The organism is Oryzifoliimicrobium ureilyticum (assembly GCF_037199735.1).
GTDB lineage: Bacteria > Pseudomonadota > Alphaproteobacteria > Rhizobiales > Rhizobiaceae > Rhizobium > Rhizobium ureilyticus.
On sequence record NZ_JBBBVQ010000007.1, the window covers coordinates 85,381 to 106,659 of the forward strand.

Annotated in this window: 17 protein-coding genes and 3 pseudogenes; 9 read left to right on the forward strand and 11 right to left on the reverse strand. The window is 55.1% G+C overall.

Annotation, left to right across the window (positions count from 1 at the left end; all coding sequences use genetic code 11):
- Positions 1-59: 59 nt before the first annotated feature.
- Positions 60-935, forward strand: coding sequence for a c-type cytochrome (locus tag VQ830_RS11540; RefSeq protein WP_337268388.1), 876 nt, complete (start codon positions 60-62; stop codon positions 933-935).
- Positions 936-958: 23 nt separating this feature from the next.
- Here the strand turns inward: VQ830_RS11540 and VQ830_RS11545 are convergent, their stop codons facing one another.
- From VQ830_RS11545 to VQ830_RS11580, 8 genes and pseudogenes are all read right to left on the reverse strand, one after another.
- A complete protein-coding gene (locus tag VQ830_RS11545) occupies positions 959-1,372 on the reverse strand; it encodes a c-type cytochrome (protein WP_337268253.1) in 414 nt (137 codons plus the stop codon).
- 10 nt (positions 1,373-1,382) lie between these two features.
- Entirely contained in the window at positions 1,383-2,300 is a 918-nt protein-coding gene (locus VQ830_RS11550; RefSeq protein WP_337268254.1) for a cytochrome c oxidase assembly protein, read from the reverse strand.
- A gap of 295 nt (positions 2,301-2,595) precedes the next feature.
- Positions 2,596-3,198: pseudogene (locus tag VQ830_RS11555) on the reverse strand (cytochrome c oxidase subunit 3).
- A complete protein-coding gene (gene ctaD, locus VQ830_RS11560) occupies positions 3,198-5,105 on the reverse strand; it encodes a cytochrome c oxidase subunit I (RefSeq protein ID WP_337268255.1) in 1,908 nt (635 codons plus the stop codon). Before ctaD ends, VQ830_RS11555 begins: the two are co-directional and overlap by 1 nt.
- Entirely contained in the window at positions 5,105-5,470 is a 366-nt protein-coding gene (locus VQ830_RS11565; RefSeq protein ID WP_337268389.1) for a c-type cytochrome, read from the reverse strand. Before VQ830_RS11565 ends, ctaD begins: the two co-directional genes overlap by 1 nt.
- A gap of 9 nt (positions 5,471-5,479) precedes the next feature.
- Positions 5,480-6,100, reverse strand: a pseudogene (locus VQ830_RS11570) (cytochrome c oxidase subunit II); the annotation flags it as partial.
- The gene (locus VQ830_RS11575) at positions 6,097-6,693 is read right to left on the reverse strand and encodes a c-type cytochrome (RefSeq protein WP_337268256.1); all 597 of its coding nucleotides are present in this window, start codon (positions 6,691-6,693) and stop codon (positions 6,097-6,099) included. The pseudogene VQ830_RS11570 and the gene VQ830_RS11575, both read right to left, overlap by 4 nt.
- Positions 6,694-6,705: 12 nt before the next feature.
- Positions 6,706-9,108 carry an FdhF/YdeP family oxidoreductase gene (locus tag VQ830_RS11580; protein WP_337268257.1) on the reverse strand — a complete coding sequence of 801 codons (2,403 nt, stop codon included), beginning with the start codon at positions 9,106-9,108 and terminating at the stop codon, positions 6,706-6,708.
- 608 nt (positions 9,109-9,716) lie between these two features.
- On the opposite strand from VQ830_RS11580, the gene VQ830_RS11585 reads away from it, so the two are divergent.
- Positions 9,717-10,097 (forward strand): response regulator, encoded by a 381-nt coding sequence (locus VQ830_RS11585; RefSeq protein WP_337268258.1) that lies wholly within the window; start codon positions 9,717-9,719, stop codon positions 10,095-10,097.
- A gap of 16 nt (positions 10,098-10,113) precedes the next feature.
- Here VQ830_RS11585 and VQ830_RS11590 read toward each other — a convergent pair whose 3' ends face one another.
- Both VQ830_RS11590 and VQ830_RS11595 read right to left on the reverse strand, forming a co-directional pair.
- Positions 10,114-10,878 (reverse strand): Crp/Fnr family transcriptional regulator, encoded by a 765-nt coding sequence (locus tag VQ830_RS11590; RefSeq protein WP_337268259.1) that lies wholly within the window; start codon positions 10,876-10,878, stop codon positions 10,114-10,116.
- Positions 10,879-11,234: 356 nt separating this feature from the next.
- The gene (locus VQ830_RS11595; protein ID WP_337268260.1) at positions 11,235-13,574 is read right to left on the reverse strand and encodes a putative bifunctional diguanylate cyclase/phosphodiesterase; all 2,340 of its coding nucleotides are present in this window, start codon (positions 13,572-13,574) and stop codon (positions 11,235-11,237) included.
- Positions 13,575-13,739: 165 nt separating this feature from the next.
- Between VQ830_RS11595 and VQ830_RS11600 the strand changes: the two genes are divergently transcribed.
- On the forward strand, positions 13,740-14,537 hold the full coding sequence (locus VQ830_RS11600) for an ABC transporter substrate-binding protein (protein WP_438617741.1): 798 nt from the start codon (positions 13,740-13,742) through the stop codon (positions 14,535-14,537).
- Between the two features lie 305 nt (positions 14,538-14,842).
- On the opposite strand, the pseudogene VQ830_RS11605 reads toward VQ830_RS11600, so the two are convergent.
- Positions 14,843-15,171: pseudogene (locus VQ830_RS11605) on the reverse strand (helix-turn-helix transcriptional regulator).
- A gap of 67 nt (positions 15,172-15,238) precedes the next feature.
- Here VQ830_RS11605 and VQ830_RS11610 point away from each other — a divergent pair.
- From VQ830_RS11610 to mnhG, 6 genes are read left to right on the forward strand one after another with little or no spacing between them, the layout of a single operon-like run.
- Positions 15,239-18,160, forward strand: a complete 2,922-nt coding sequence (locus VQ830_RS11610) for a monovalent cation/H+ antiporter subunit A (RefSeq protein WP_337268261.1) — start codon at positions 15,239-15,241, stop codon at positions 18,158-18,160.
- A complete protein-coding gene (locus tag VQ830_RS11615) occupies positions 18,160-18,498 on the forward strand; it encodes a Na+/H+ antiporter subunit C (protein WP_337268262.1) in 339 nt (112 codons plus the stop codon). Before VQ830_RS11610 ends, VQ830_RS11615 begins: the two co-directional genes overlap by 1 nt.
- Positions 18,495-20,120 carry a monovalent cation/H+ antiporter subunit D gene (locus tag VQ830_RS11620; protein ID WP_337268263.1) on the forward strand — a complete coding sequence of 542 codons (1,626 nt, stop codon included), beginning with the start codon at positions 18,495-18,497 and terminating at the stop codon, positions 20,118-20,120. Before VQ830_RS11615 ends, VQ830_RS11620 begins: the two co-directional genes overlap by 4 nt.
- Entirely contained in the window at positions 20,120-20,596 is a 477-nt protein-coding gene (locus tag VQ830_RS11625; protein ID WP_337268264.1) for a Na+/H+ antiporter subunit E, read from the forward strand. The genes VQ830_RS11620 and VQ830_RS11625 overlap by 1 nt, the downstream gene beginning before the upstream one ends.
- Positions 20,593-20,874, forward strand: coding sequence for a K+/H+ antiporter subunit F (locus VQ830_RS11630; protein WP_337268265.1), 282 nt, complete (start codon positions 20,593-20,595; stop codon positions 20,872-20,874). Before VQ830_RS11625 ends, VQ830_RS11630 begins: the two co-directional genes overlap by 4 nt.
- The gene (gene mnhG / locus VQ830_RS11635) at positions 20,871-21,239 is read left to right on the forward strand and encodes a monovalent cation/H(+) antiporter subunit G (RefSeq protein ID WP_337268266.1); all 369 of its coding nucleotides are present in this window, start codon (positions 20,871-20,873) and stop codon (positions 21,237-21,239) included. Before VQ830_RS11630 ends, mnhG begins: the two co-directional genes overlap by 4 nt.
- Positions 21,240-21,279: the final 40 nt, after the last annotated feature.

Below are 21,279 nucleotides of genomic sequence, written 5' to 3' on the forward strand. Positions count from 1 at the left end.
GGGTTCATCGAAGCAAAAAACACACAAACATATGGGTCTTGGTGGCTGCTCTATTACTTATGGCGGCTATCGCGTTTTCGCTCTTCTGGTGGTTGACGAGGCCAACTTTGTCCTTCCGGCAAGGCGATCCATCACTGGAAGGCGGCGACCCGGCTAAGGGACGCCTCGTCTTCACGGCAGGACTTTGTAATGCCTGTCATGCTACTCCGGGTCAGGACGACCCGATGAAGCTTGGCGGCGGACTCGCGCTTGCCAGTCCCTTTGGGACATTCCGCGTCCCCAATATCTCTTCCGACCCCGTCGAGGGGATCGGCGCGTGGTCTGCGGCCGACCTTGCCAATGCCTTGGTCGATGGCGTCTCGCCAAAAGGTCAACATTATTACCCTGCGTTTCCGTATGTGGGTTACACCGGGATGCATGTTGAAGATATTCGCGATCTTTACGCCTATCTCCGGACCCTGCCCGCCGCTCACGGTAAGCCGCCACCGCACGATCTGCCGCTGATATTCAGGATCCGCCGTATGATCGGCATATGGAAGTTGCTGTATTTCCGGCCAGGAATGACACAAGCGCAGATGAGCACGGACACGCTGGTAACGCGCGGTTCTTATCTGGCGGAGGTCATGAGCCACTGCGCCGAATGCCACTCATCACGCAATCTTTTCGGTGCAATTAAGCCATCAACACGCTTCGCAGGCGGCATTGATCCTGAAGGAACCGGTTTCGTACCGAATATCACCGCACAAAGGCTGAGCCAGTGGAGCGAGAACGACATTGCGGCAATGCTAAAGAGCGGTCAGACGCCCGATCATGGGACGGTCGGCTCCTCCATGGCGGATGTCGTCTCCAACCTCGCTGCCTTACCGGAAAGTGATCGCCGCGCTATTGCTCATTATGTCAAAACATTGCCGGCTCGGCCGACTACGAATCCCTGAACATACTAAAAGAAAGCTCTTTCTTACTGGTCATAGAGATAGGCGGCGAGATGGCGCGCCTCCTCCTCGTTAATGCCAGTGACAGGCATCGCCGAATGAGGCTCAAAATGCTGCGGGGAGAGGATCCATTGAACAAGATTTTCGGGACTGTTGTTCACTGAACCGGCAAGGTAGATTTTCTCCCGCAGCTCAGCCAGAGAAGGCCCGACCTTACCGTCCGCGCCAGCGATTCCCGGAATAGTATGACATCCACTACAGCCATATCGTGTGAAGATCGCAGGAGCCTTGGAGGGATCCCCGCCGGTAAGTGCTATCGCCGCAGCCCGGCGCTGCTGCGATTGCTTCACGGTACTCACACCGACGACGATGAGCGGCGCGATTGTAAGAATAAGACCAACAAGAAACCAGTCTCTCAGATGGGTCGGCGCAAGCTGCATAGCGACCTCCTCATAATTTAACATCTTCGCCTGGTGGTAATAACATCACGGCAGCGGTTTCATTGACCGGATGCGCCGACTGCTTGATCCATAAGGCAAGAAGGAAAAGCGCAACGCCAGCATAGACTACGCCCGCTGGCACCCACATTACGACGCCGGCTAGTTGCTGATCCTCAAGCGGCGTCAAACCCCAGGAAACAGCATCTTGTGTTTGGTGGACATAAGCAACGCGCGGAGCAAGTGCGATGAGCGCTCCAAGGATTGCCGTATGGAGCATGGTCAACAGCAGATCGAAGGCTGCCATACCATAATCGCTGCGCCAAATCATTGCCCACCAGAAGACCAACGCGCTGAGAAAGAAGCTCCAATGCTGGAGACGATGGAGAAGGACCGAGCTCACCGTGGCGTCAAAGAACGCCGGATGATGCCAGATCCAGATGGCTGCGGCGTGCAGGATTGTCGCCGTCGATGGACGGCTCATTGCGTCCCAACCTGCTCTCGCCTCCCTAAGATTTAAGAAGCGTGAAAGCCAGTGCCTCACGCGCCTTGGCATTGCCCAAACGATTATTCCCATCGGCCGCGACAGAGCAAGCAAAGGCGCGGATACCGCCATTAGTATCTCATGCTCCACCATATGCGCGGTGAAAAGATGCTCGCCAAATTCATGAATTGGAGAGACAAGAGCAACCACGAGGCCAAGCCAACCGCACCAGAAAAAGGCGACGGAGGCCGATGTTACCCGAGCGATAGATGACCTCCTGCGAAGGCGCGCAAGCCCCGCAGCATAGCAGATACCACTTGCGGCAATTGGCCCCAGAATCCAGACATCAAAGGTCCAGCCAATGGATCCGTGTCCAGCTCCGTCATGTGCCAAAGCCGGGCAAGCGCATAAAGTCAAAAGAAGAATAGGCAACGCTATCTTTGACATGGATTTAGCAGCGCTGCCGCCGCTCCCTGCATGACAAGCGCAAAAACGAAGATGAGCCCAACGGTGAAACTGAGTCGCGACAGGAACGAAGCTGTTCGCGCCTTCGGACTATCTCCTACCCAATAGGACAAGACGGTACTACCGAGCGCCGCAGCAGCAAGAACAGCGGAGGTTCCGAGGCTCCAGTTCGCTCTTTGCTCACAATCAGCATAAGGAAGGATCTGGCCAATTTGAGTGTTCAGAGCCCATAGAGTTGGTGCAAGGATCAACCCACCAAGTTTTCCAACACTTACGATCATAGCCGCGGCACCCAATAGAGGCACGCATAGAGCGGCAACCATGTCAGGATCACGAAGTTCCAATAAAGGGCGTTGTCCTGAACATCGCCGTATCGCCGCGGATTGTCTGCGTGTTTCGTAAACATCAGGCAGGTCAAAACGATCGTTTCGATGACGTCGGTGGCGATATGCGTGGTATGAAGCCCAAGCAGCACCCAAACAATGGAGCCATAGGCATCGTCATCCCACTTCACATGGAGAGCCGGGAACTCGAAGATGCGGATAAACAGCGGCAGCACGCCAAACAGCGACATAACCACCAATCCAAGCTGCACCCTTCGTAGCTGACGACGCGCCGCCTAACGAGAGACGAAGATATTGGGGACGCCGCTAACGATCAGCACACCGGTTAACAGGCTGCCAGCGAAAAGATCGGGCGGAGGTGCCTTTGGCGGCCAGTTCGGAGACAGGCTCATCAGGTAGAAATAAACCGCGATCGCCAAGGCAAAGCCGGTGCCTTCGATCAGCATGAAGGCGCAGGTGCCCCACCAGGTGGGGCTGGCCAGGCCATCGGCGTGAGGGGGAAGTTTGGCGAGGTCGAGGACAACGCGCTCTCTGATCATGCCTCATCCTCCGGCACGCCTTTCGGCCAAAACCAACCGATGAGGGTGACAGCAACGGGAACTGCGCCCCACACCACACCCCATGGCGAAAACATCGACCATATCAGCATGACCGCACTGCCAAGCGCGGCCCATAATGGCCAAATGGAATCTCCCACCGAAGACTCGCGCGATTCCGGCAAGGCGCTGACAACACTTGTGATCAGGATCTCGCGCCGATCGACCCGCAACCCATCGCCGACAGGCAATATGTCTGAAGGAGGCCAAAGAGGGTCGCGAGATTGGACAACTGGAATTCGCCGGAAATTGTAAGGCGGCGGCGGAGAGCGGGTCGCCCATTCCAGCGTTGATGCCTCCCATGGGTTTGAGCCCGCAGGAAGACCATACTTGAGGCTTCTCGCAACATTGATGAAAAAGATGAGAAATCCAGCCGCCAGAGCAAGGGAACTCAGGCTAACAAAGAGGTTGATGCCACCCCAGGAAAGGTCGGCGGGATAGGTGTAAACACGCCTTGGCATTCCGAGGAGACCGAGGATATGCATCGGGAAAAAGGTGGCGTGGAAACCAAGGAAAATGAGCCCAAACGACCATTTCCCAAGGCGCTCGCTCATCATCCGGCCCGTCATTTTTGGAAACCAGTAGTAGATTCCGGCGATCAGCGGAAAAACTGCCCCGCCGATCAGCACATAATGAAAATGGGCGACGACAAAATAGGTATCATGGACCTGGGTATCGAAAGGCACTGAAGCAACCATAATACCTGTGAGGCCTCCCATCACGAACGTGATGATGAATCCGATGATGAAAAGCAGCGGAGTCTTAAATACCGGACGCCCCGCCCAAAGCGTTGCGATCCAGCAAAAAACTTGAATCCCAGACGGAATACCGATGGACATGCTGGAGGCGGTGAAGAAGCTTTCACCGACCCTTGGCAGGCCGACGACGAACATATGGTGGACCCAAAGACCGAAAGACAAAACACCAACGGAGATCAGCGCCATAACAAGAGGCAGATAGCCGACGATCGGCCTTCGCGAGAAGGTCGAAATTACCATCGACGCCATGCCAACGGCCGGTAAAAAGATGATGTAGACTTCGGGATGTCCGAAGAACCAAAAGAGATGCTGCCACAACAGCGCGTCGCCCCCCTCGGCCGGATTGAAAAAATGTGTGCCGACAAGACGATCGAGGATCAGCGCTGAGCTTGAGAACATGACGGCGGGCATCGCCAGGATGACGAGAAATGCCATGACGAGCATCGCCCAGACAAGAAGCGGGATGCGGTCGAGCGACATTCCGGGGGCGCGCTGTTTGAAGACTGTTACGACGATCTCAATCGCAAGAGCGAGCGCCGAAACTTCCGTGAAAGTGATCATCTGTGCCCAGATATCGGCGCGCTTTCCGGGGCTATATTCCGGACCGGACAAAGGCACATAGGCAAACCAACCGACATCCGGGGCCGTATCCAGGGCAAAAGAGACCCAGAGCAGAGTGCCGCCAATGACGAACATCCAGTAGGAGTAGGCATTAAGCCGCGGAAAGGCGATATTGCGCGTCCCCACCATCAACGGAACGAGATAAGCCGCCATCGCCTCCATGACGGGGACTGCAAACAGGAACATCATGGTCGTGCCGTGCATAGTGAAAATTTGATTGTAGCGGTCGGGACTGATGAACCTCGCCTCCGGTCCGGCAAGTTGCAGCCGCATGAAGAGCGCGAGGACACCGCCTAAAGCCAGAAAGACAAAAGCTGTGGCGATGTAGCGCTTGGCAACGATCTTATGATCGACCGTGGCAACCGCGCTCCAAAAACCCGGCCTAGTTTGCCAGGTCGCCTCGAGACGCTTTTCAAGATCGAGATCGGCCAGATATTCATCGGTCAGCGTGTAAGTGGCTTCTCCCATTACTTCAGACTTTCCAGGTAAGCGGAGACCCGCAGGAGTTCGTCGCTGGTGAGCGGCACATTGGGCATATTGTTTCCTGGCTTCAGCGTCTGCGGGTCCGCAATCCAAGCGGCCAAACTGCCCCGCGTGTTTTCGAGAAGACCTGCGCCGATGGTGCGCCGGCTGCCGACGTGGGTGAGGTCAGGTCCAGCTATACCTCGAGCTTCCGTTCCGCGGATCGCATGACAAGCTGCACAAGGCTTTTCCATGAAGATGGCTTTGCCAGCCAATGCATCCGCGGCAGCCGACCCAGGCGCATCCGACCGCTGGACGTCTTGCCACTTGACGAAATCAGCACCGGTATCGACCACAACAAAAAAGCTCATATGGCTGTGCTGGAGGCCGCAGAATTCCGCACACTGGCCGCGAAAAACACCGGGCTTACCTGCATCAAGGACCAAGCTGTTCGGTCGCCCGGGGATCAGATCCTGCTTGCCCGCCAAGCTAGGCACCCAGAAAGAGTGAATGACATCATCCGCTTTAAGAATCAGCCTAACTTTTTTGCCGACCGGAATATGAAGCTCATTGGCGGTGACGAAGCCTTGCGAGCCATCTGTATTAAGATAGATGAATTGCCACCACCACTGGTGGGCGTGGACCTCGATAGTGACATCGGCCTGTTCTCCATCCCCAATGCTGCGCGTCGTCAAGAAGCTGGCGATGGTGAAACCAGTGATGATCACGACTGTCGCGGCAAGCGCAGCAGAAATAGCGATCGTGATCCTGCGTTTTCCGCCCTCTCCATCATGCGCACCTTCGGCAGAACGGCGTCGGATCAGTGCTGCAAACATCATCAGGACAACAAGAAACCAGACAAGTGTGCAGACCCCGACGATACTGAAGATCAGTGACCTTAAATGTGTGGAAGCCTCGCCTTGAGCATTGAAAACAGATTGAACGCCGCTACACCCTGAAAGCGCGCCTGTTAGCACCACAGCGAACGCCCCTCTTTTCACGGTGAAGGCCCCCTGTTCACGTTCTTGTCCGTCGGACCCTGCTCAAAAAGTATGGCTGCCGGTCCGCGATTTTCCGCAGGTCGAGTGTGCTTTTCATCATTGCGCTGCGGCGCGGAGAGGCTCGGCGAATAAGCGCCGAGAGCCTTTACATAACCTGCTAGCTGCCAGATTTCGTCGATGGTCATCTTGTCGGAGAACGACGGCATGCCGTGGGGGCGGCCATCGTGAATCGAGGCCACGATAGAGACCATTGAGGGCCCATAGATCCACCAGCCATCGATAAACGAAGGGCCATTGGCGCCGCGTCCGTCACCGTGACAGGAAGCGCATCCAAACCAGCTGTAAAGTCGCTTGCCCTGGCTCATATCGTAGGCGGTTAGTTCGTAAGGCTTGCCAATCGCGAAGTAGACCTCAGGCGGCGCCCCGCTGATCTTATTGGGCATTAGACGATAGTGTTCCAAAGCTGACATGATAGGCGGATCCGTGCGGTACTGCCTGGGCGTTCGCAACCAGCCCAGAGCGGCAGAGCTGGCAGCCACGACAAGACACGACACAATCAGCGCAAGATGATTTTTGTGGGGGATCGACGCCATGGTCGCAACCTGTCAAGAAGCGATCGCTTCCTCCAACCTGCTCACGCGCACGGGCAGAAGTTTGTAGGATGGCGTTTTGGCTTGTGGGTCATGGTGGCCGACTGGAAATAAAGGATTGGTTTCCGGGAAATAAGCCGCGCAACATCCTCGCGGAATATCGTAGGCAACAATGCGGAATCCCGACACCGAGCGCGCCACATGCTGATCGATGGCCGTTGTTAATCGCACCAATTCATTGGGTTTAAGACCCAATTGGTTGATATCGTCTTGATGCATCAACACGATCTGGCGGGTCCCGTCGATGCCGCGGAAACGATCCTTGTAACCATAAACCGTCGTGTTGAACTGATCGTTGGAGCGAATGCTTGCCAGACGTAGCACGTCCTCTGCGCCCGCTAATTCTGGAAACCCGGGGAAAAGTCGTTGCGGCGTGATGAAGTTGGCCTTGCCGCTTGCGGTTACCCACTTCCGCTCCCTCGCCGGCAGAGGGCGCGGAATACCGCCCGGTTGGAACAGGCGTTCGTTGAAGCCCTTAAAGGTCTCTGGATAGGTTGCCTCGATGGCATCGCGGATTTTGCTGTAGTCCGCTACCCATTCATCCCACGCAACCTCACCCTTTGTAACCGTTGCCTTGGCAAGACCGGCAACGATAGCCGGCTCGGACAGAAGCATGTCACTGGCTGGCTCTACCCTTCCCCGCGATCCGTGGAAATGAGCGACGGAACTTTCGATAGATACTGCCTGCGGGCCGCTCGCTTGCTCATCGATCTCCGTTCTACCGAGGCATGGTAACAGATAGGCAATCTCGCCGTGAAGGACGTGGCTTCGATTGAGCTTGGTGGCGATCTGCACAGACAGCCGCAACCTGCGCCAGGCAGCTTCCATGGCCTCGGTCTCAGGAACCGCGCGCAGAAAATTCCCGCCAAGGCTCACAAATGCCTTCACGTTTCCGCTCATGATCGCCTGGCAGGCGTCAACCGTCGTATGTCCCTCCGATCGTGGCGGCTCGAAACGATAGAGTTCTGATAGTTTATCAAGGGGGACGAGGTCAGGCTTTTCCGTGATGCCAACGGTTCTTTGACCTTGCACATTGGAATGACCGCGTACCGAACAGATATTGGCGCCAGGCTTGCCGATATTGCCGCGCAATAACGCGAGATTGGCGAGCATGTGGACATTTTCGACGCCCATTATCTGCTGAGTCAGCCCCATGCCATAGCAGATCAAGACGGCATCGGAAGCCGCGTAGGTGCGTGCGGCCTGGATCATTTGCGCGCGCGTCAAGCCGGAAACCTCTTCAAGATCTTCCCAGCTGTAAGCTTTCGCCGCAGCGGCAAACTCCTGAAATCCGGCAGTTTCCTTGCTGATGAAGTCGTGGTCCAGAATATGCTTCTTATCCGCAGCCGCGATCGAAGCTGCAAAAGCCATTGCGGCGGCATTGTCTGGATCGCCAGGCTCATCATCATTGCCAGCCGCTTTACGTATGCCGGCGGCATGAAGCGCTTCATCGGCTTCCACTAGCGCTTTGCAGATTCCGAAGAGCGCCGCGGTATCTCCGCCGTTTTTTACCTGATAGTATTCCGAAGAAATTTGTGTTCCACGGTTGGTGGCCATTTCGGTAGGAGACTGCGGATTGACGAAACGCTGCAGACCAGGCTCATGGAGAGGGTTAATGGTAACGATCTTCACACCGCGGTTGACCGCTTCCTGCAGTTGATGCAACAGCCTTGGCGAAGACGTGCCTACGTTCTGCCCGATGTAGAAAATACAATCGCAATTCTCGAAGTCCGTCAGAACGGCTGTTCCCACAGATGCTCCGATACTTTGTGGCAGCGCGACGGAAGAGCTCTCATGGCACATATTGGAGCAGTCCGGCAGGTTGTTGGTGCCGTAGATGCGCGCAAAAAGCTGGTACATGTAGGCGGTCTCGAGACTGGCGCGCCCTGAGGTATAGAACTCCACGCCGTCAGGATGGAGCGAGCGAAGTTCTCGGCCGATTTCGGCAAACGCGTCCTCCCAAGCGACCGCGACATACTTATCCGTCCGAGCATCCCACCGCATCGGATGGGTCAACCGTCCTTGCTCTTCGAGATCATGATCACTCCAGCCTTCTAGTTCGGTCAGGCTATGCTTACTGAAGAATTCGAGGTCGGCGCGGCGCGATGTGATCTCCCAGGCTGTTGCTTTCGCCCCGTTTTCACACACCTCTAGCGGATGAGGCTTAGCGGGCTTTGCCCAGGCGCAGCTGACGCACATAAAGCCATCAGCCTTGTTCTGATGCACAAGCATAGAACCACCGGAAACAGGAACGTGCTCACGCAACATGATTTCAGTGACCGATCGCGCCGAGCCCCAACCGCCGGCAGGTCCGCTGTCAAAGCCAATGCGCGGACGTTTCTTCGGTTCATCTGTCATCGCGACCACTCCTTCACAAGGTCCGCCTAACCTCCTGAAGGCACCTATGTTCCCACGGGCAACATCATCTTCTTCCCGACTGCATGGCTTTGAATCCGTGGACAATTATCTCTTGCGCTTGAGCGCCCAGTAACCAAGCGCTCCGCATGCGATCACGACGACAGCCGCCATAGCAATCATTGGCAGATTTGATTCAATCACCTTTTTCTCCTGTCAGCGTGTCAGTGCAGACGGATCGCCCGGGGTCAAAACAAAAAACCACACCGCCGCCAAAACGAGCCCGAGGAGAAATATGGCACAGACAAAGCCCATCATGCGTGAGCCAGCTCGTGCCTCTGTTTGTTGAGGAGTTTCTCGTTTGTCGATCATGGTCACCCAACAAAAGCGGGGCAGTTTATGTTCCAACAGACAACCAAAAGTTGGAATCCCGCTGTAATCACGGCATGAAGCATGGAACATAGCCACGGGCATTTTCTAAACAATTTTCGAAGGATGCGGGAACATATGCCAGCAATAATCTTTGTAGAAGATTGACACGCGTGAGGCGAAGCGGCACTTACAAAAAGCCCGTGATTACTTGAAAAGTGTTTGTTGAAGGACAGTCTTTCATGAAGACGAGTATGAAGCTTTTAGCGGGCAAACATGTCCTGATCGTTGAGGACGAATATCTCGTTGCTGCTGAAGCACGTCGTGCTCTAGAAAAAGCAGGAGCCGTGGTTGTCGGGCCCGCGCCGTCAGTTGAAGAAGGTATCCGACTGTTGGAGGTCTCTCAAGTGGACGGAGCGATCTTGGATATCAGGCTCGACGGGGAGACTGTATTTCCCATTGCGGATCGCCTGATCGAGCTCAACATACCTTTTGTCTTTGCTACTGCCTATACGCAGACGGAACTCCCAGGTCGGTATGGTGGATATGTCTTGTGTGAGAAGCCGGCCGAACTTGATGTGATTGCGTCGGCGCTCTTTGCCAATCATCACAAGGATCACTAGGGGAGAAGCGCGGTCGCTAATGGCCTTCGGCAACGGCCAGCAACGCCTCGGGATCGACTCGACTTGCTCGAAATTCCCCGATAAGCCCGCGATACTCTTCCTCGGGGCGGCCGTATGTGTCGGCCGCGAAGAGCTCGAGGGCGGCGCGATCTCGTATGATGATCAATCCGCGCTTCGATATGACCAACCGCCGACCCTCCAACTCATGCAGAGCGAGCGTGACACTTGGGCGACGGACTGCAAGCATGATGGCAAGAAATTCATGCGTTAACGTCATGCTCTCAGAGCCAGTGCGGTCATGGCACATCAAAATCCAGCGGGCTAAGCGCTCTTCAACGGAGTGATTGGCATTTGAAAGAGATGTAAAGGCCGCCTGAACAAGGAAGATATTCACGTAGGCGCCGAGGACTTCCCGCAATCCCTTGCATTGTTCGAACAGTTCGCGCAGTACGTCAGCGGACACCCTTAACGCCTGCCCTTCAATCTGCATTAACGTATCGAACGGAGAGAACCGTGCCTGAAGGACCGGCACGATAGGCGCAAAACCTTCGAGCCCGACCAGACCCACCTCGCTCGATTTGTTTTTGGGCGACTGTACGATGATGGATGCAACGCCAGAAATGGGAAAGTAGCAGTATTCTACGTTCTGGTCGTGCTGTGACAGCATTTCGCCCTTCATCAAGGTGACAAGCTCCAAATGCGGCAGCAATCTGCTGTAATCTGCAGCACCAAGCACTTGAAGTAGCTTGTTGGACCGTGGCAACTGAGCGTTGAGGTGCATAATTTCCCCTTGAAAAAGTCCCTTCGAACTTCTTCATCAGAAACTTGTTCCCGCCTCGCCAAAATTATTTCCGGATTTTCTCAATCAAATGGAAGCAGTGCATTTAACTCAGCGATTGCCCTTTTCGGGAGCTCGGTCGGTAGATAGGTTACATTGCTATTGCTTCAGTAGCGAACTTGGCAAAGATCACAGAAAGCGGAGGCTTTTCAGTCAAGGAAACCACGCATCAAGGCTTCCTCTTCGGCGCTCGTACCTCAACGAAATCTAGGTTCTTTTAGCAACGCCTCGTTAAAAGCTGGCGTTTCGATCGATTATCCACCGGAACATGAACTGGCAGAAAAGACGCGAGACGCAGATTATACTGCCTGAATGTCGTGCTCGGTCGCGGGCCACATCAAGGGGAAAAGTTCGCCAGATGAGATTGGCTGGGAAAAAAAGAAGCCCTGGAGATCTGAACAGCCAAGCGCTTCCAGAAAGTCGCGCTGTTCCTCGGTTTCAACACCTTCGGCAGTCACCGATAGATGAAGCGTATGGGCAAGACCGACGATAGCGGCGATGATGGCCGTTCCGTTCGAGTGAGAACCTAGAAGCTTCACAAAGGACCGATCGATTTTCACGCGATCTATGCCAACGTGAAGCAGGTGGCTGAGAGACGAAAATCCCGTCCCAAAATCATCAAGGGCGATCTTGATGCCTGTTGCCCGTAGCCTGATCAGTACAGCTTGTGTCGGCTCATCTATCGTAAAGAGGGATGATTCCGTGACCTCGAGTTCGAGGCGCCATGGTTCCAAGCCTGTTTCCTCTAGAATGGCATTCACTTCGCCTTCGAAGCTCGGGCTCTTCAATTGGGTTGGGGAAACATTAACCGCGACATAGGTATCCTTTGGCCAGAGCTTGGCGGCCTGGCAAGATCGTCTGAGCACCTGTCGTCCGAGTTCGTGTATCAAACCCGCCTCTTCAGCAAGCGGGATGAAATGATCGGCGCTTAATAGGCCGTAACGATGGTGACGCCAGCGCGCCAAAGCTTCCGCGCCCGATATTTTTGAGCCGGCCCGCGCCTGGTGGATGGATTGAAAATGCATCTCGAGACAGCCGGGATCGGGAAGATGATGCCGTTCTTTATCAAGATGCTCACTCTCGCCGATAGAAAGCAAGTTTCTAAGCTCATCCTTCCGGGCCTCGCGCTCGGTTTTCATCTGATCCATGGTCGGCGCATAGGCGAGCCAGCGCCCCCGCCCGCCCATCTTAGACTGATAGAGCGCCACATCGGCGGATCTCAGAACGTCGCTCGTTGTCTGCGCGCTTTTGTCCAACATCGCAATGCCAATGGAGCAGCCGATGTGAACCGTTACCTCGCCATCCATTAGGACGAATGGATTGCTGATTTCCGAAACGATTCTCTTAAGAAGCGGGCCATAACTCTCTTCCGCCTCCTCGACGTGCGTCAGCAAAAGAGCAAACTCGTCACCGCCGATACGTGCCAGAGTATCCTTTTCCCCGATGATATCCTTCATACGGGCCGCGGCCTGGCGTATCAGTTCGTCGCCGGCAGCGTGTCCAAACGTGTCGTTGACGGCCTTGAACCGATCAAGATCGATAAGAGCGACCGCAGAGGCTTTGCCTTTGGCAACAAGTCGCTCGGTGGCGTCTTCCAGTCGAGCTGCAAACATGGCGCGATTGGGAAGGGATGTCAGCACATCGTGCAGAGCAAGATGGCGTGCGGCCTGTTCACTGAGCTCCAACTTAGACAGGCTTCGCCGCAAACGCTGTATCAACGTGTAAAACAGGATTGCGGTAATCAACGCGGCTGCGGAAAGCGCTGGAATAAGTCTTTGCACAACGCGAGATCCCGGAAGGTCGGGACGCCAGATGATGAAGCCGATCGGCTCCTTGGTCGCCGTTGCATCGATCTCGAACGCAACCTCGGTCTCATCAACATCCGCAGCCCGTGAAAATCGCGTGCCATTCAATCCTTGATCGCGACTGAGAGTGTCGAGAACGGCACCATCGAGAAACCGAATCGCGATGAGATAGACCGGTTGGTTCTGAGCAGAGATGTCCGAGCTGTAAGCGTGCCTGATTGGGGCGATGCCGACAATGGAGGGGCGCCCTTCAAGACGCATCATCTCGACAGCCGTTCGATCGACGGTATCGAGCGAAGCAGGCTGTTCTCCCGGCAAGACCCTTTCAGAAATTCCCGTATCTATGCTTTGAAGTTGCTGCAGCATCGGCCGCAAAAGTGGCTTTATCCATTTAAATCTCTTGCTATCAGCCGCGTCAAAATCCATTGCCAGATTTTGATCAGCGCCAACCAGAAAGGTTTTATCGTAGCCGAGTACCTTCGCCACGATCTGCGTGAAAAGGTCTGCAGTTGAAGCGGCAAAAGACTTGTTCTGCTGCTCGTCAATGGCTGCTTCGTTTGTCTGCGGCTGCATTCTTTCAAGGGAGCCGTAGCCGAAGGCCATCATTCGTACGTCCTGCGCGACTTGCGCCACTTGATCGTGAAGCCGTGCATTGACAAGGAGCCTTTGCCGATCAAGCGCTGCGGCATCGCTCTCTTTGGCCGCCCAAGGCGCCGAAAGTACAACAAGGACCAAAGTCGCAAGACAACTGATAGAGATCAGAAGCAGAATGGCGCTTGAGGATGTCCATATCCACTTGTTGGCAGCTGAAGAAAACCATCGAAGCACGGGCACGAAACTCTCCTATAGCCACCACTATGCCGCGAAAACCTTTCGAAATACTTCAGAAAAACATGAAGCTTTTTAAGAGCCTATGAGAATAATTATTAAACGCTGGAGGCTATTGTAGTCTTCGCAAAGTAGTGTCGGTGGGCGCGCTACATACCGCGGAGACATCCCGTGAAGCATAATGGTCATGCCAAAATTTTCGCGCTGCTCTTCATCGCAGCAAGTGCATTATCCCTGAGCGTCGGATCCTCCGCGGCCGTAGACAGCGGTTCTCCGGTGAAGATCGCGGTTGAAGGTGGTTTTCCGCCGTTCAATTACGTCGATTCAAAAAATCAGCTGCAGGGCTTCGACGTGGACATTGCGAACGCTCTGTGTGCTGCAGCAAAACTTAAGTGTGAATTCGTAATGCAGAAATGGGACGATATGATCCCAGGTCTTATCGATAAGCGCTATGACGCGATTGTCTCCTCTATGTCGATGAGCGACGAACGTCGGCAAAAAGTTGCGTTCACAGCCAAATACTACGATAGCCCGTCTGTCTTCATCGTACGCAAAGGATCGAATTTCCGGGGGCTGACGCCTGAAGATCTTAAAGGTGCCAAATTAGGGGTTACCTCTTCGACGGTACAACAATCCTACATCAAGGATTTTTATCCAGGCGCACAAGTCACCGTTTTCGAGGCAAGTCCCGAACTCTATACCGGCCTTGCAAACGGCAGCGTCGACATCATCCTGGAAGACAAGCTGGCAATTTACGACTGGCTCACCAATACGAGGGAAGGCGAATGCTGTGAATTCAAGGGCCAAGACATCAAGAACAAGACCTATTTTGGTGAGGGAGCCGGGATTGCTTTGCGCAAAGAGGACAGCCAGCTGCAGGGCACACTGAATACTGCGCTTGAGCAGATCAAGTCAGACGGCACCTATGATATGATCAACGCCAAATACTTTCCGTTCAGCATTCAATAAGAAAAGTCACCTGTGCCGATGCTCACTCAATAAGACGGCTGGACCCTGTCCAGCCGCAGAGGAGGAAATGAGCCGGTCGGACAGGTAGGGTGCTCGCCTGCCGCTTCGTTGGCCACGATGAGAAACCGGAAAAATCACCGTGTTCACCATCCCTGTCACGTCCGGTTGACACGACCCGCTCGCACTGCAAACCATTGTGAACAATAGAAGTTCTGCCTGCGGTGGTGAGGGTTAGAAATTTACCCACGCGTTTTTCGCGGAACTTTCGTCGCAAGCTTGTTCATCGAACCAGTGGTCAAAGCAGATTAGCGGTCTGGGATGAACGAAGGCTCGGCTGTTCCAACTTTGGGACATAGAGCGATGCGGCCACTCTCAAGAATAATAAAGTCGAGACCACTGCGTTCAAACGCAAGGCGCAACTGAGCCTCTGTTGCGCGATGTATATCATGCCGATCGCCCTCATAGTCCCGAATCGTGCTTCTCGACACACCTGATTCTTCAGCAAGATGCGTCTGAGTCCAGTCGAGCAAGCCGCGCGCTGCCCGACAGAGCGCCGGCGTCAAGATTTTTGGAACATCGCCTTGACCCATACCCAAACTTGCCCATATTGATCACTATTGGCCATATATGGCATATCCGCGAAAGTTTTCCAGCGGATATCAAGGAAGTCGAACGGAAAATAGGAAGGACGTAGTCTTGGGGTGACGATTGCACCATCTCTGATACTCGCTGTGGTGACGCTCCCCTTTGTCGGAAGCCTTTTTTCCGTACTTCTTTTGAATACCCGTTCACGCCGGCTGCCAGCTTCTGTTGCTGGCTTAGCAACCCTCATAAGCCTTGCAGTTCTCCTCAGTTTCTATCCTGCGGTTCTGAATGGCGGCGTTGTGCGTTACAGCGTCGGTTGGGTGCCTCAATTGGGGCTGAACTTCACCTTACGGATCGATGGCTTTGCCTGGCTATTCGCCACGATCATCCTTTCGATCGGCTTCCTCGTCGTTCTATATGCCCGCTATTATATGTCGGCCGACGACCCGGTGCCACGCTTCTTCTCCTTTCTGCAGGCCTTCATGGGTGCCATGCTCGGCATCGTGCTGTCAGGCGACGTCATCCTCCTTTCCGTCTTCTGGGAAATGACCAGCATCTTTTCATTCCTGCTGATCAGTTACTGGCACCACAACGCCGGGGCGAGAGATGGCGCGCGCATGGCGCTGACGATGACGGGTATCGGCGGCTTTTGCCTTCTGATGGGACTGCTTCTCATCGGTAACATCGTCGGCAGCTATGACCTGGACAAGATTTTACAGAGTGGGGAAGTAATCCGCAGCCACCCGCTCTACTTGCCTGTTTTGATCCTCATTCTTCTCGGCGCTCTAACGAAGAGCGCTCAGTTTCCATTTCATTTTTGGCTACCGAACGCCATGTCGGCGCCAACGCCTGTTTCCGCTTTTCTCCATTCGGCCACCATGGTCAAGGCAGGCGTGTTCCTCCTTATCCGGCTATGGCCGGTTCTCGCGGGAACCTATGAGTGGTTTTGGCTGGTCGGCCTCGCAGGCATTGTCACGCTTACGCTCGGCGCTTATTTCGCGATGTTTCAGCAGGATTTGAAGGGCTTGCTTGCCTATTCGACCATCAGCCATCTTGGCTTGATCGTCACCCTTCTCAGCCTCGGCAGTGAACTTGCAACGGTCGCGGCCATTTTCCACATGCTCAATCACGCGATCTTCAAAGCATCGCTGTTCATGGCAGCGGGCATCATTGATCACGAGACCGGCACGCGCGATATGCGACGTTTGAGCGGGCTCTTCCGCTACCTGCCCTATACAGGCACCCTTGCGATCGTCGCCAGTGCTTCCATGGCGGGCGTACCTCTTCTCAACGGCTTCCTGTCCAAGGAGATGTTCTTCGCCGAGGCGATCGAGACGCACGCAGATTCTGTTCTCGATACCGCCCTTCCCTACATCGCGACCTTGGCGAGCGCCTTCAGTGTCGCCTATTCACTACGCTTCATCCACACCATTTTCTTTGGTCCGCCACCGTCGGACCTGCCGATCGCGAAACCGCATGAGCCGCCACGCTGGATGCGCTTTCCGATCGAAATACTGGTCATCGTGTGTCTAGTGATCGGCATCATACCGAGCTATTCCATCGGCCCGTTTCTTCACATGGCCGTCGTCAGCGTTCTTCATCAACAGACGCCGGAATATAGCCTCGGACTTTGGCATGGCTTCAACCTGCCGCTCGTCATGAGCATCACGGCAATGGCTGCGGGAACGCTGTTTTACTTGAAGTTCCAGCATTATCTCGCACGATGCGAGGACGGACCGCCAATCTTCCGCAGGCTTCAGGGACAAAGGATTTTCGAACGCGTCCTGGTAGAAGTCTCCTGGCGCTGGGCGCGGTGGGCTGAAAGCCGCCTCGGTACGCGCAAGCTTCAGCCGCAACTCCGCTGGCTGGTCTTTACGGGTTTTCTTGCTGGCCTTCTGCCCCTTTATCTCTCGAGTTTCGACGCGAAACCGCTCGTCTTCGAGGACGTGCCGCCGACATTTGCCATGATCTGGATGATCGGCATCTGCCTTGCCATCGGCACTGCATCGCTCGCAAAATACCACCGTCTGGCGGCGTTGATCATGTTAAGCGGCGTTGGCCTCATCGTGTGTCTTTCGTTCATTTGGCTCTCAGCTCCTGACCTTGCTCTCACGCAATTGCTTGTGGAAATCGTCACAACAGTGCTCATTCTGCTCGGGCTCCGCTGGCTGCCAAAGCGCGAAGAAGGCGTTGATGACGTCGTCACGTTTCGTGCCCGTTTCCGCCGCCTCCGAGACCTGACGCTGGCCATCATCTGCGGTGTCGGAATGACCTTTATTTCCTATTCCGTCATGAAAACGCCTGTGCCTGACGCCATCGCGAAATATTTCTTGGAGAACGCCTATCTGCTTGGCGGCGGAAAAAATGTGGTCAATGTCATTCTCGTTGACTTCCGCGGTTTTGACACTCTCGGCGAAATTGCTGTTCTTGGCGTCGTCGGATTGACGATCTATGGTCTCTTGCGTCGCTTCCGGCCGGCTTCAGACAGCATGGATATGCCAGAGCAGCAACGCCTGCAAAATCGTTTTGATGAGGAGCGTCCCGAGCGTTCACAGGGCGATACGGTCCGAGACTACTTGCTCATACCCTCCGTGATCATGCAGTGGATGTTCCCCGTCATTATCACGTTCTCCGTCTATATCTTTTTACGTGGCCATGATTTCCCCGGCGGCGGCTTTTCGGCAGGGCTCACCATGTCAATTGCCTTCTTGCTGCAATATCTGGCAGGCGGCACGCGGTGGGCAGAAGACCGGCTTCGCGTTCTGCCGCTGCGGTGGATGGGGATGGGGCTCCTGACGGCCATTGCGACCGGTGTCGGTGCCTTTGTGCTTGGCTATCCATTCCTGACATCGCATTTTAGCTACATCAGCGTGCCGTTGATCGGCAAAGTGCCAGCTGCGACTGCACTTCTCTTCGATCTTGGCGTGTTCATGCTCGTGATCGGCTCGACTGTGCTCATTCTCGTCGCCTTGGCGCATCAGTCCATCCGCATCAACCGGCTGCGCATGATTGCGGCCGAAAAGTATGAGGAGGCCTGATGGAAATCGTTCTTGCGATCGCGATCGGTGTCATGACGAGCTGCGGCGTTTGGCTGCTTTTGCGGCCGCGCACCTATCAGGTCGTCATTGGGCTTTCATTGCTGTCCTACGCGGTTAATCTGTTCATCTTCGGCGTCGGCGGCGTCAAAACGAATGTGCCTCCGATTTTGGAAGACGGCACGCATGTCGGAGCCCTTGCAGATCCCGTACCACAAGCGCTCGTACTCACGGCAATCGTCATCGGTTTTGCGACGACAGCTCTGTTCCTGGTCGTTCTTCTCGCGTCACGCGGATTGACGGGCAATGATCATGTCGACGGCAGAGGTGATCGCAAATGATCCATTGGTCCCACCATCTCATCATTGCGCCTATCCTTCTGCCGCTGTTTGCCTCTGCCGTTCTCCTTCTGATCGACGAACGCAAACGCACGACGAAAGCCATGATTAGCCTGATGTCCACGCTGCTCATGGCCTATATCGCCTATGTGCTCTTCAGGATCGAAAGCGGCCCGAACAATTTCAGCGGCGCTTATCTCCTCGGCAACTGGAAGGAGCCCTTTGGCATCGTCCTTGTTCTGGACGGGCTATCGGCGATGATGATGCTGCTCACCTCGGTCGTCGCGCTAGCCGCGCTTGTTTACGCGATGGCGGCTTGGCACGCAGCCGGCACGCACTTCCATTCTATGTTTCAGCTGCTGCTGATGGGGGTCAATGGCGCTTTTCTGACGGGCGATCTTTTCAATCTCTTCGTGTTCTTCGAGGTCATGCTTGCTGCTTCGTACGGACTCCTTCTGCACGGATCTGGGCCTTTGCGCGTGAAGGCAGGATTGCACTACATCGCGGTCAATCTTGCCGCGGCGCTGCTGTTCCTGATTGGTGTGAGCTTGATTTACGGGACAGCTGGAACGCTGAACATGGCAGATTTGGCAGCGCGGATCAGCACCATGGACAGGGAACGGCTAATGCTGATGGAAGCGGGCGCGGGTGTCCTCGGCATCGCCTTCCTGATCAAAGCGGGCATGTGGCCACTGTGTTTCTGGCTGCCAACGGCGTACAGCGCCGCATCGGCTCCCGTTGCTGGGGTCTTTGCCATTCTCAGCAAGCTCGGCATTTATGTCATCATGCGCCTTGTCGCCCTGTTGTTTGTGGACGGTCCTTCCGCGGGATTCGGCTCACCGGTGCTGCTTTATGGCGGCATGGCGACGCTGATATTCGGCATTATCGGAGTGCTGGCCTCTCAGGCACTTGGCCGTCTGGCGGGTTTCTCGGTTCTGATTTCCTCCGGGACCTTGCTGATGGTGCTTGGCATTAAAGACGGTGCGGTTTCCGCTGGAGCACTTCTTTATCTCGTCAGCTCCACACTGACGATCAGCGCTTTCTTCATGCTGATCGAACTTGTCGAGCGCGGACAAGACGCCGGCGCTTCGGTTTTGGCCGTCACGATGGAAGCTTATGGTGATGCGGAAGAATACGAGGCGATCGAAGCCGAAGGGATCGCCATGCCGGCGACCATGGCGATCCTCGGCATTTGCTTTGCCGCCTGCGGCATTCTGTTGGCAGGCCTTCCGCCGCTTTCCGGCTTCATCGCCAAGTTTGCCATGCTTTCGGCCATGATGGGGACAGGGGCGATCGGCGTGCCGCCAACATCCGAAATGTGGATCTTGATCATCCTCGTCATTCTTTCAGGCGTTGCATCCTTGATTGCCATGACGCGTGTCGGCATTCGAACCTTCTGGACGTCAATCGAGGGTACGGTGCCCCGCGTGCTCGTTATCGAGATCGTTCCGGTGCTTTTCTTGCTTTCTCTCACCCTGGCCCTCACCGTCTGGGCAGGGCCTGCAATGCGCTACATGGACACGACGATACATACGCTGGGCGATCCCAAAGCCTATATTGACGCTGTCGAGAAGGCACTCGTGGTACCGAATGCGCAAGATAGCGCGTCGGGAGGGAGCCAGTAATGTTCCCGCATCCCTTGTTGACCATATCGCTGTTGATCATGTGGCTGCTACTGAATGGCTTTACCTTGGGCCATCTTATTTTGGGCAGTTTGGTTGCAGTCGGTGCGTCGTGGGGTATGGCGGCGCTCAGACCCGCTACCCCCACCATGCGCAACTGGCATCTGCTGCCAAAGCTCGTGATCATCGTCTTCTATGATATCATCAAATCCAATCTTGCGGTTGCCTGGATCATCTTGCGCAGCGGACGGCCGAAGCACAATCCAGGCTTCTTGAAAGTGCCGCTCGAGCTAGAAAGCCCCTTCTCGCTCGCTTTGCTTGCGGTAATCCTGACGAGCACTCCCGGCTCTGCGTGGCTGGAATATGACTCGAACGACAACAGCGTCCTGCTTCACGTGCTTGACCTCGATGACGAAGCCAAATGGCGAGAGATCGTCAAGAACCGGTACGAGGCACTGCTGCTGGAGATTTTCGCATGAGTATTCTCATCTTATCCATCGCGATCTTTGCTGCACAGCTGATGATCGTCATCGCGATGGCCATTGCATCAATTCGCCTGTTTCACGGTCCGAGAGCGCAAGATCGGATTGTCGCGCTCGACTGCCTCTACGCCTCCGCCATGATTCTTCTTTTGACATTCGGCATCGAGACCGCGCGCATCGTCTACTTCGAGGCTGCGCTTATCATCGGCATGCTCGGTTTCGTCAGTACCGTGGCACTGGCGAAATTCCTGATGCGCGGAGAGGTGATCGAATGATTGAAACCGCAGGCGAGCTCCCGGACTGGGCAGCACTCATGGTTGCTTTCTTTTTGCTGATCGGCGGCGCCTTTACCTTGATCGGCGCGATCGGGTTTTTGCGCTTTCCGAGCTTTTACGAACGTCTTCATTCTCCCACGCTTGGTACGAGTTTGGGGGTTGGCGGCGTGTTGATTGCATCGATGATCTTCTTCTCGGCAACCTCATCACGTGTGGTCTTGCACGAGATCCTCATCGGCATCTTCATCACCGTAACGACACCGGTCACATTGATGCTGTTGGCGCGCGCGGCGCTTCATCGAGACCGGGCGGAAAACAACGGGAATATTCCCGCCAAACACGACCGCCATTTCCCCACAGACTGATTGGCTCAAGGCATAAAGAAGGCCGCATCGCTGCGGCCGA

Bases quoted from the DNA above. Each gene is read 5' to 3' on its own strand.
- mnhG (WP_337268266.1), top strand. From the start codon at position 20,871: ATGATTGAAACCGCAGGCGAGCTCCCGGACTGGGCAGCACTCATGGTT.
- VQ830_RS11550 (WP_337268254.1), bottom strand. From the start codon at position 2,300: ATGTCAAAGATAGCGTTGCCTATTCTTCTTTTGACTTTATGCGCTTGC.
- VQ830_RS11575 (WP_337268256.1), bottom strand. From the start codon at position 6,693: ATGGCGTCGATCCCCCACAAAAATCATCTTGCGCTGATTGTGTCGTGT.
- VQ830_RS11590 (WP_337268259.1), bottom strand. From the start codon at position 10,878: ATGCACCTCAACGCTCAGTTGCCACGGTCCAACAAGCTACTTCAAGTG.
- VQ830_RS11580 (WP_337268257.1), bottom strand. From the start codon at position 9,108: ATGACAGATGAACCGAAGAAACGTCCGCGCATTGGCTTTGACAGCGGA.
- VQ830_RS11625 (WP_337268264.1), top strand. From the start codon at position 20,120: ATGTTCCCGCATCCCTTGTTGACCATATCGCTGTTGATCATGTGGCTG.
- VQ830_RS11540 (WP_337268388.1), top strand. From the start codon at position 60: ATGGCGGCTATCGCGTTTTCGCTCTTCTGGTGGTTGACGAGGCCAACT.
- VQ830_RS11545 (WP_337268253.1), bottom strand. From the start codon at position 1,372: ATGCAGCTTGCGCCGACCCATCTGAGAGACTGGTTTCTTGTTGGTCTT.
- ctaD (WP_337268255.1), bottom strand. From the start codon at position 5,105: ATGGGAGAAGCCACTTACACGCTGACCGATGAATATCTGGCCGATCTC.
- VQ830_RS11615 (WP_337268262.1), top strand. From the start codon at position 18,160: ATGGAAATCGTTCTTGCGATCGCGATCGGTGTCATGACGAGCTGCGGC.
- VQ830_RS11630 (WP_337268265.1), top strand. From the start codon at position 20,593: ATGAGTATTCTCATCTTATCCATCGCGATCTTTGCTGCACAGCTGATG.
- VQ830_RS11585 (WP_337268258.1), top strand. From the start codon at position 9,717: ATGAAGACGAGTATGAAGCTTTTAGCGGGCAAACATGTCCTGATCGTT.
- VQ830_RS11565 (WP_337268389.1), bottom strand. From the start codon at position 5,470: ATGAGCTTTTTTGTTGTGGTCGATACCGGTGCTGATTTCGTCAAGTGG.
- VQ830_RS11620 (WP_337268263.1), top strand. From the start codon at position 18,495: ATGATCCATTGGTCCCACCATCTCATCATTGCGCCTATCCTTCTGCCG.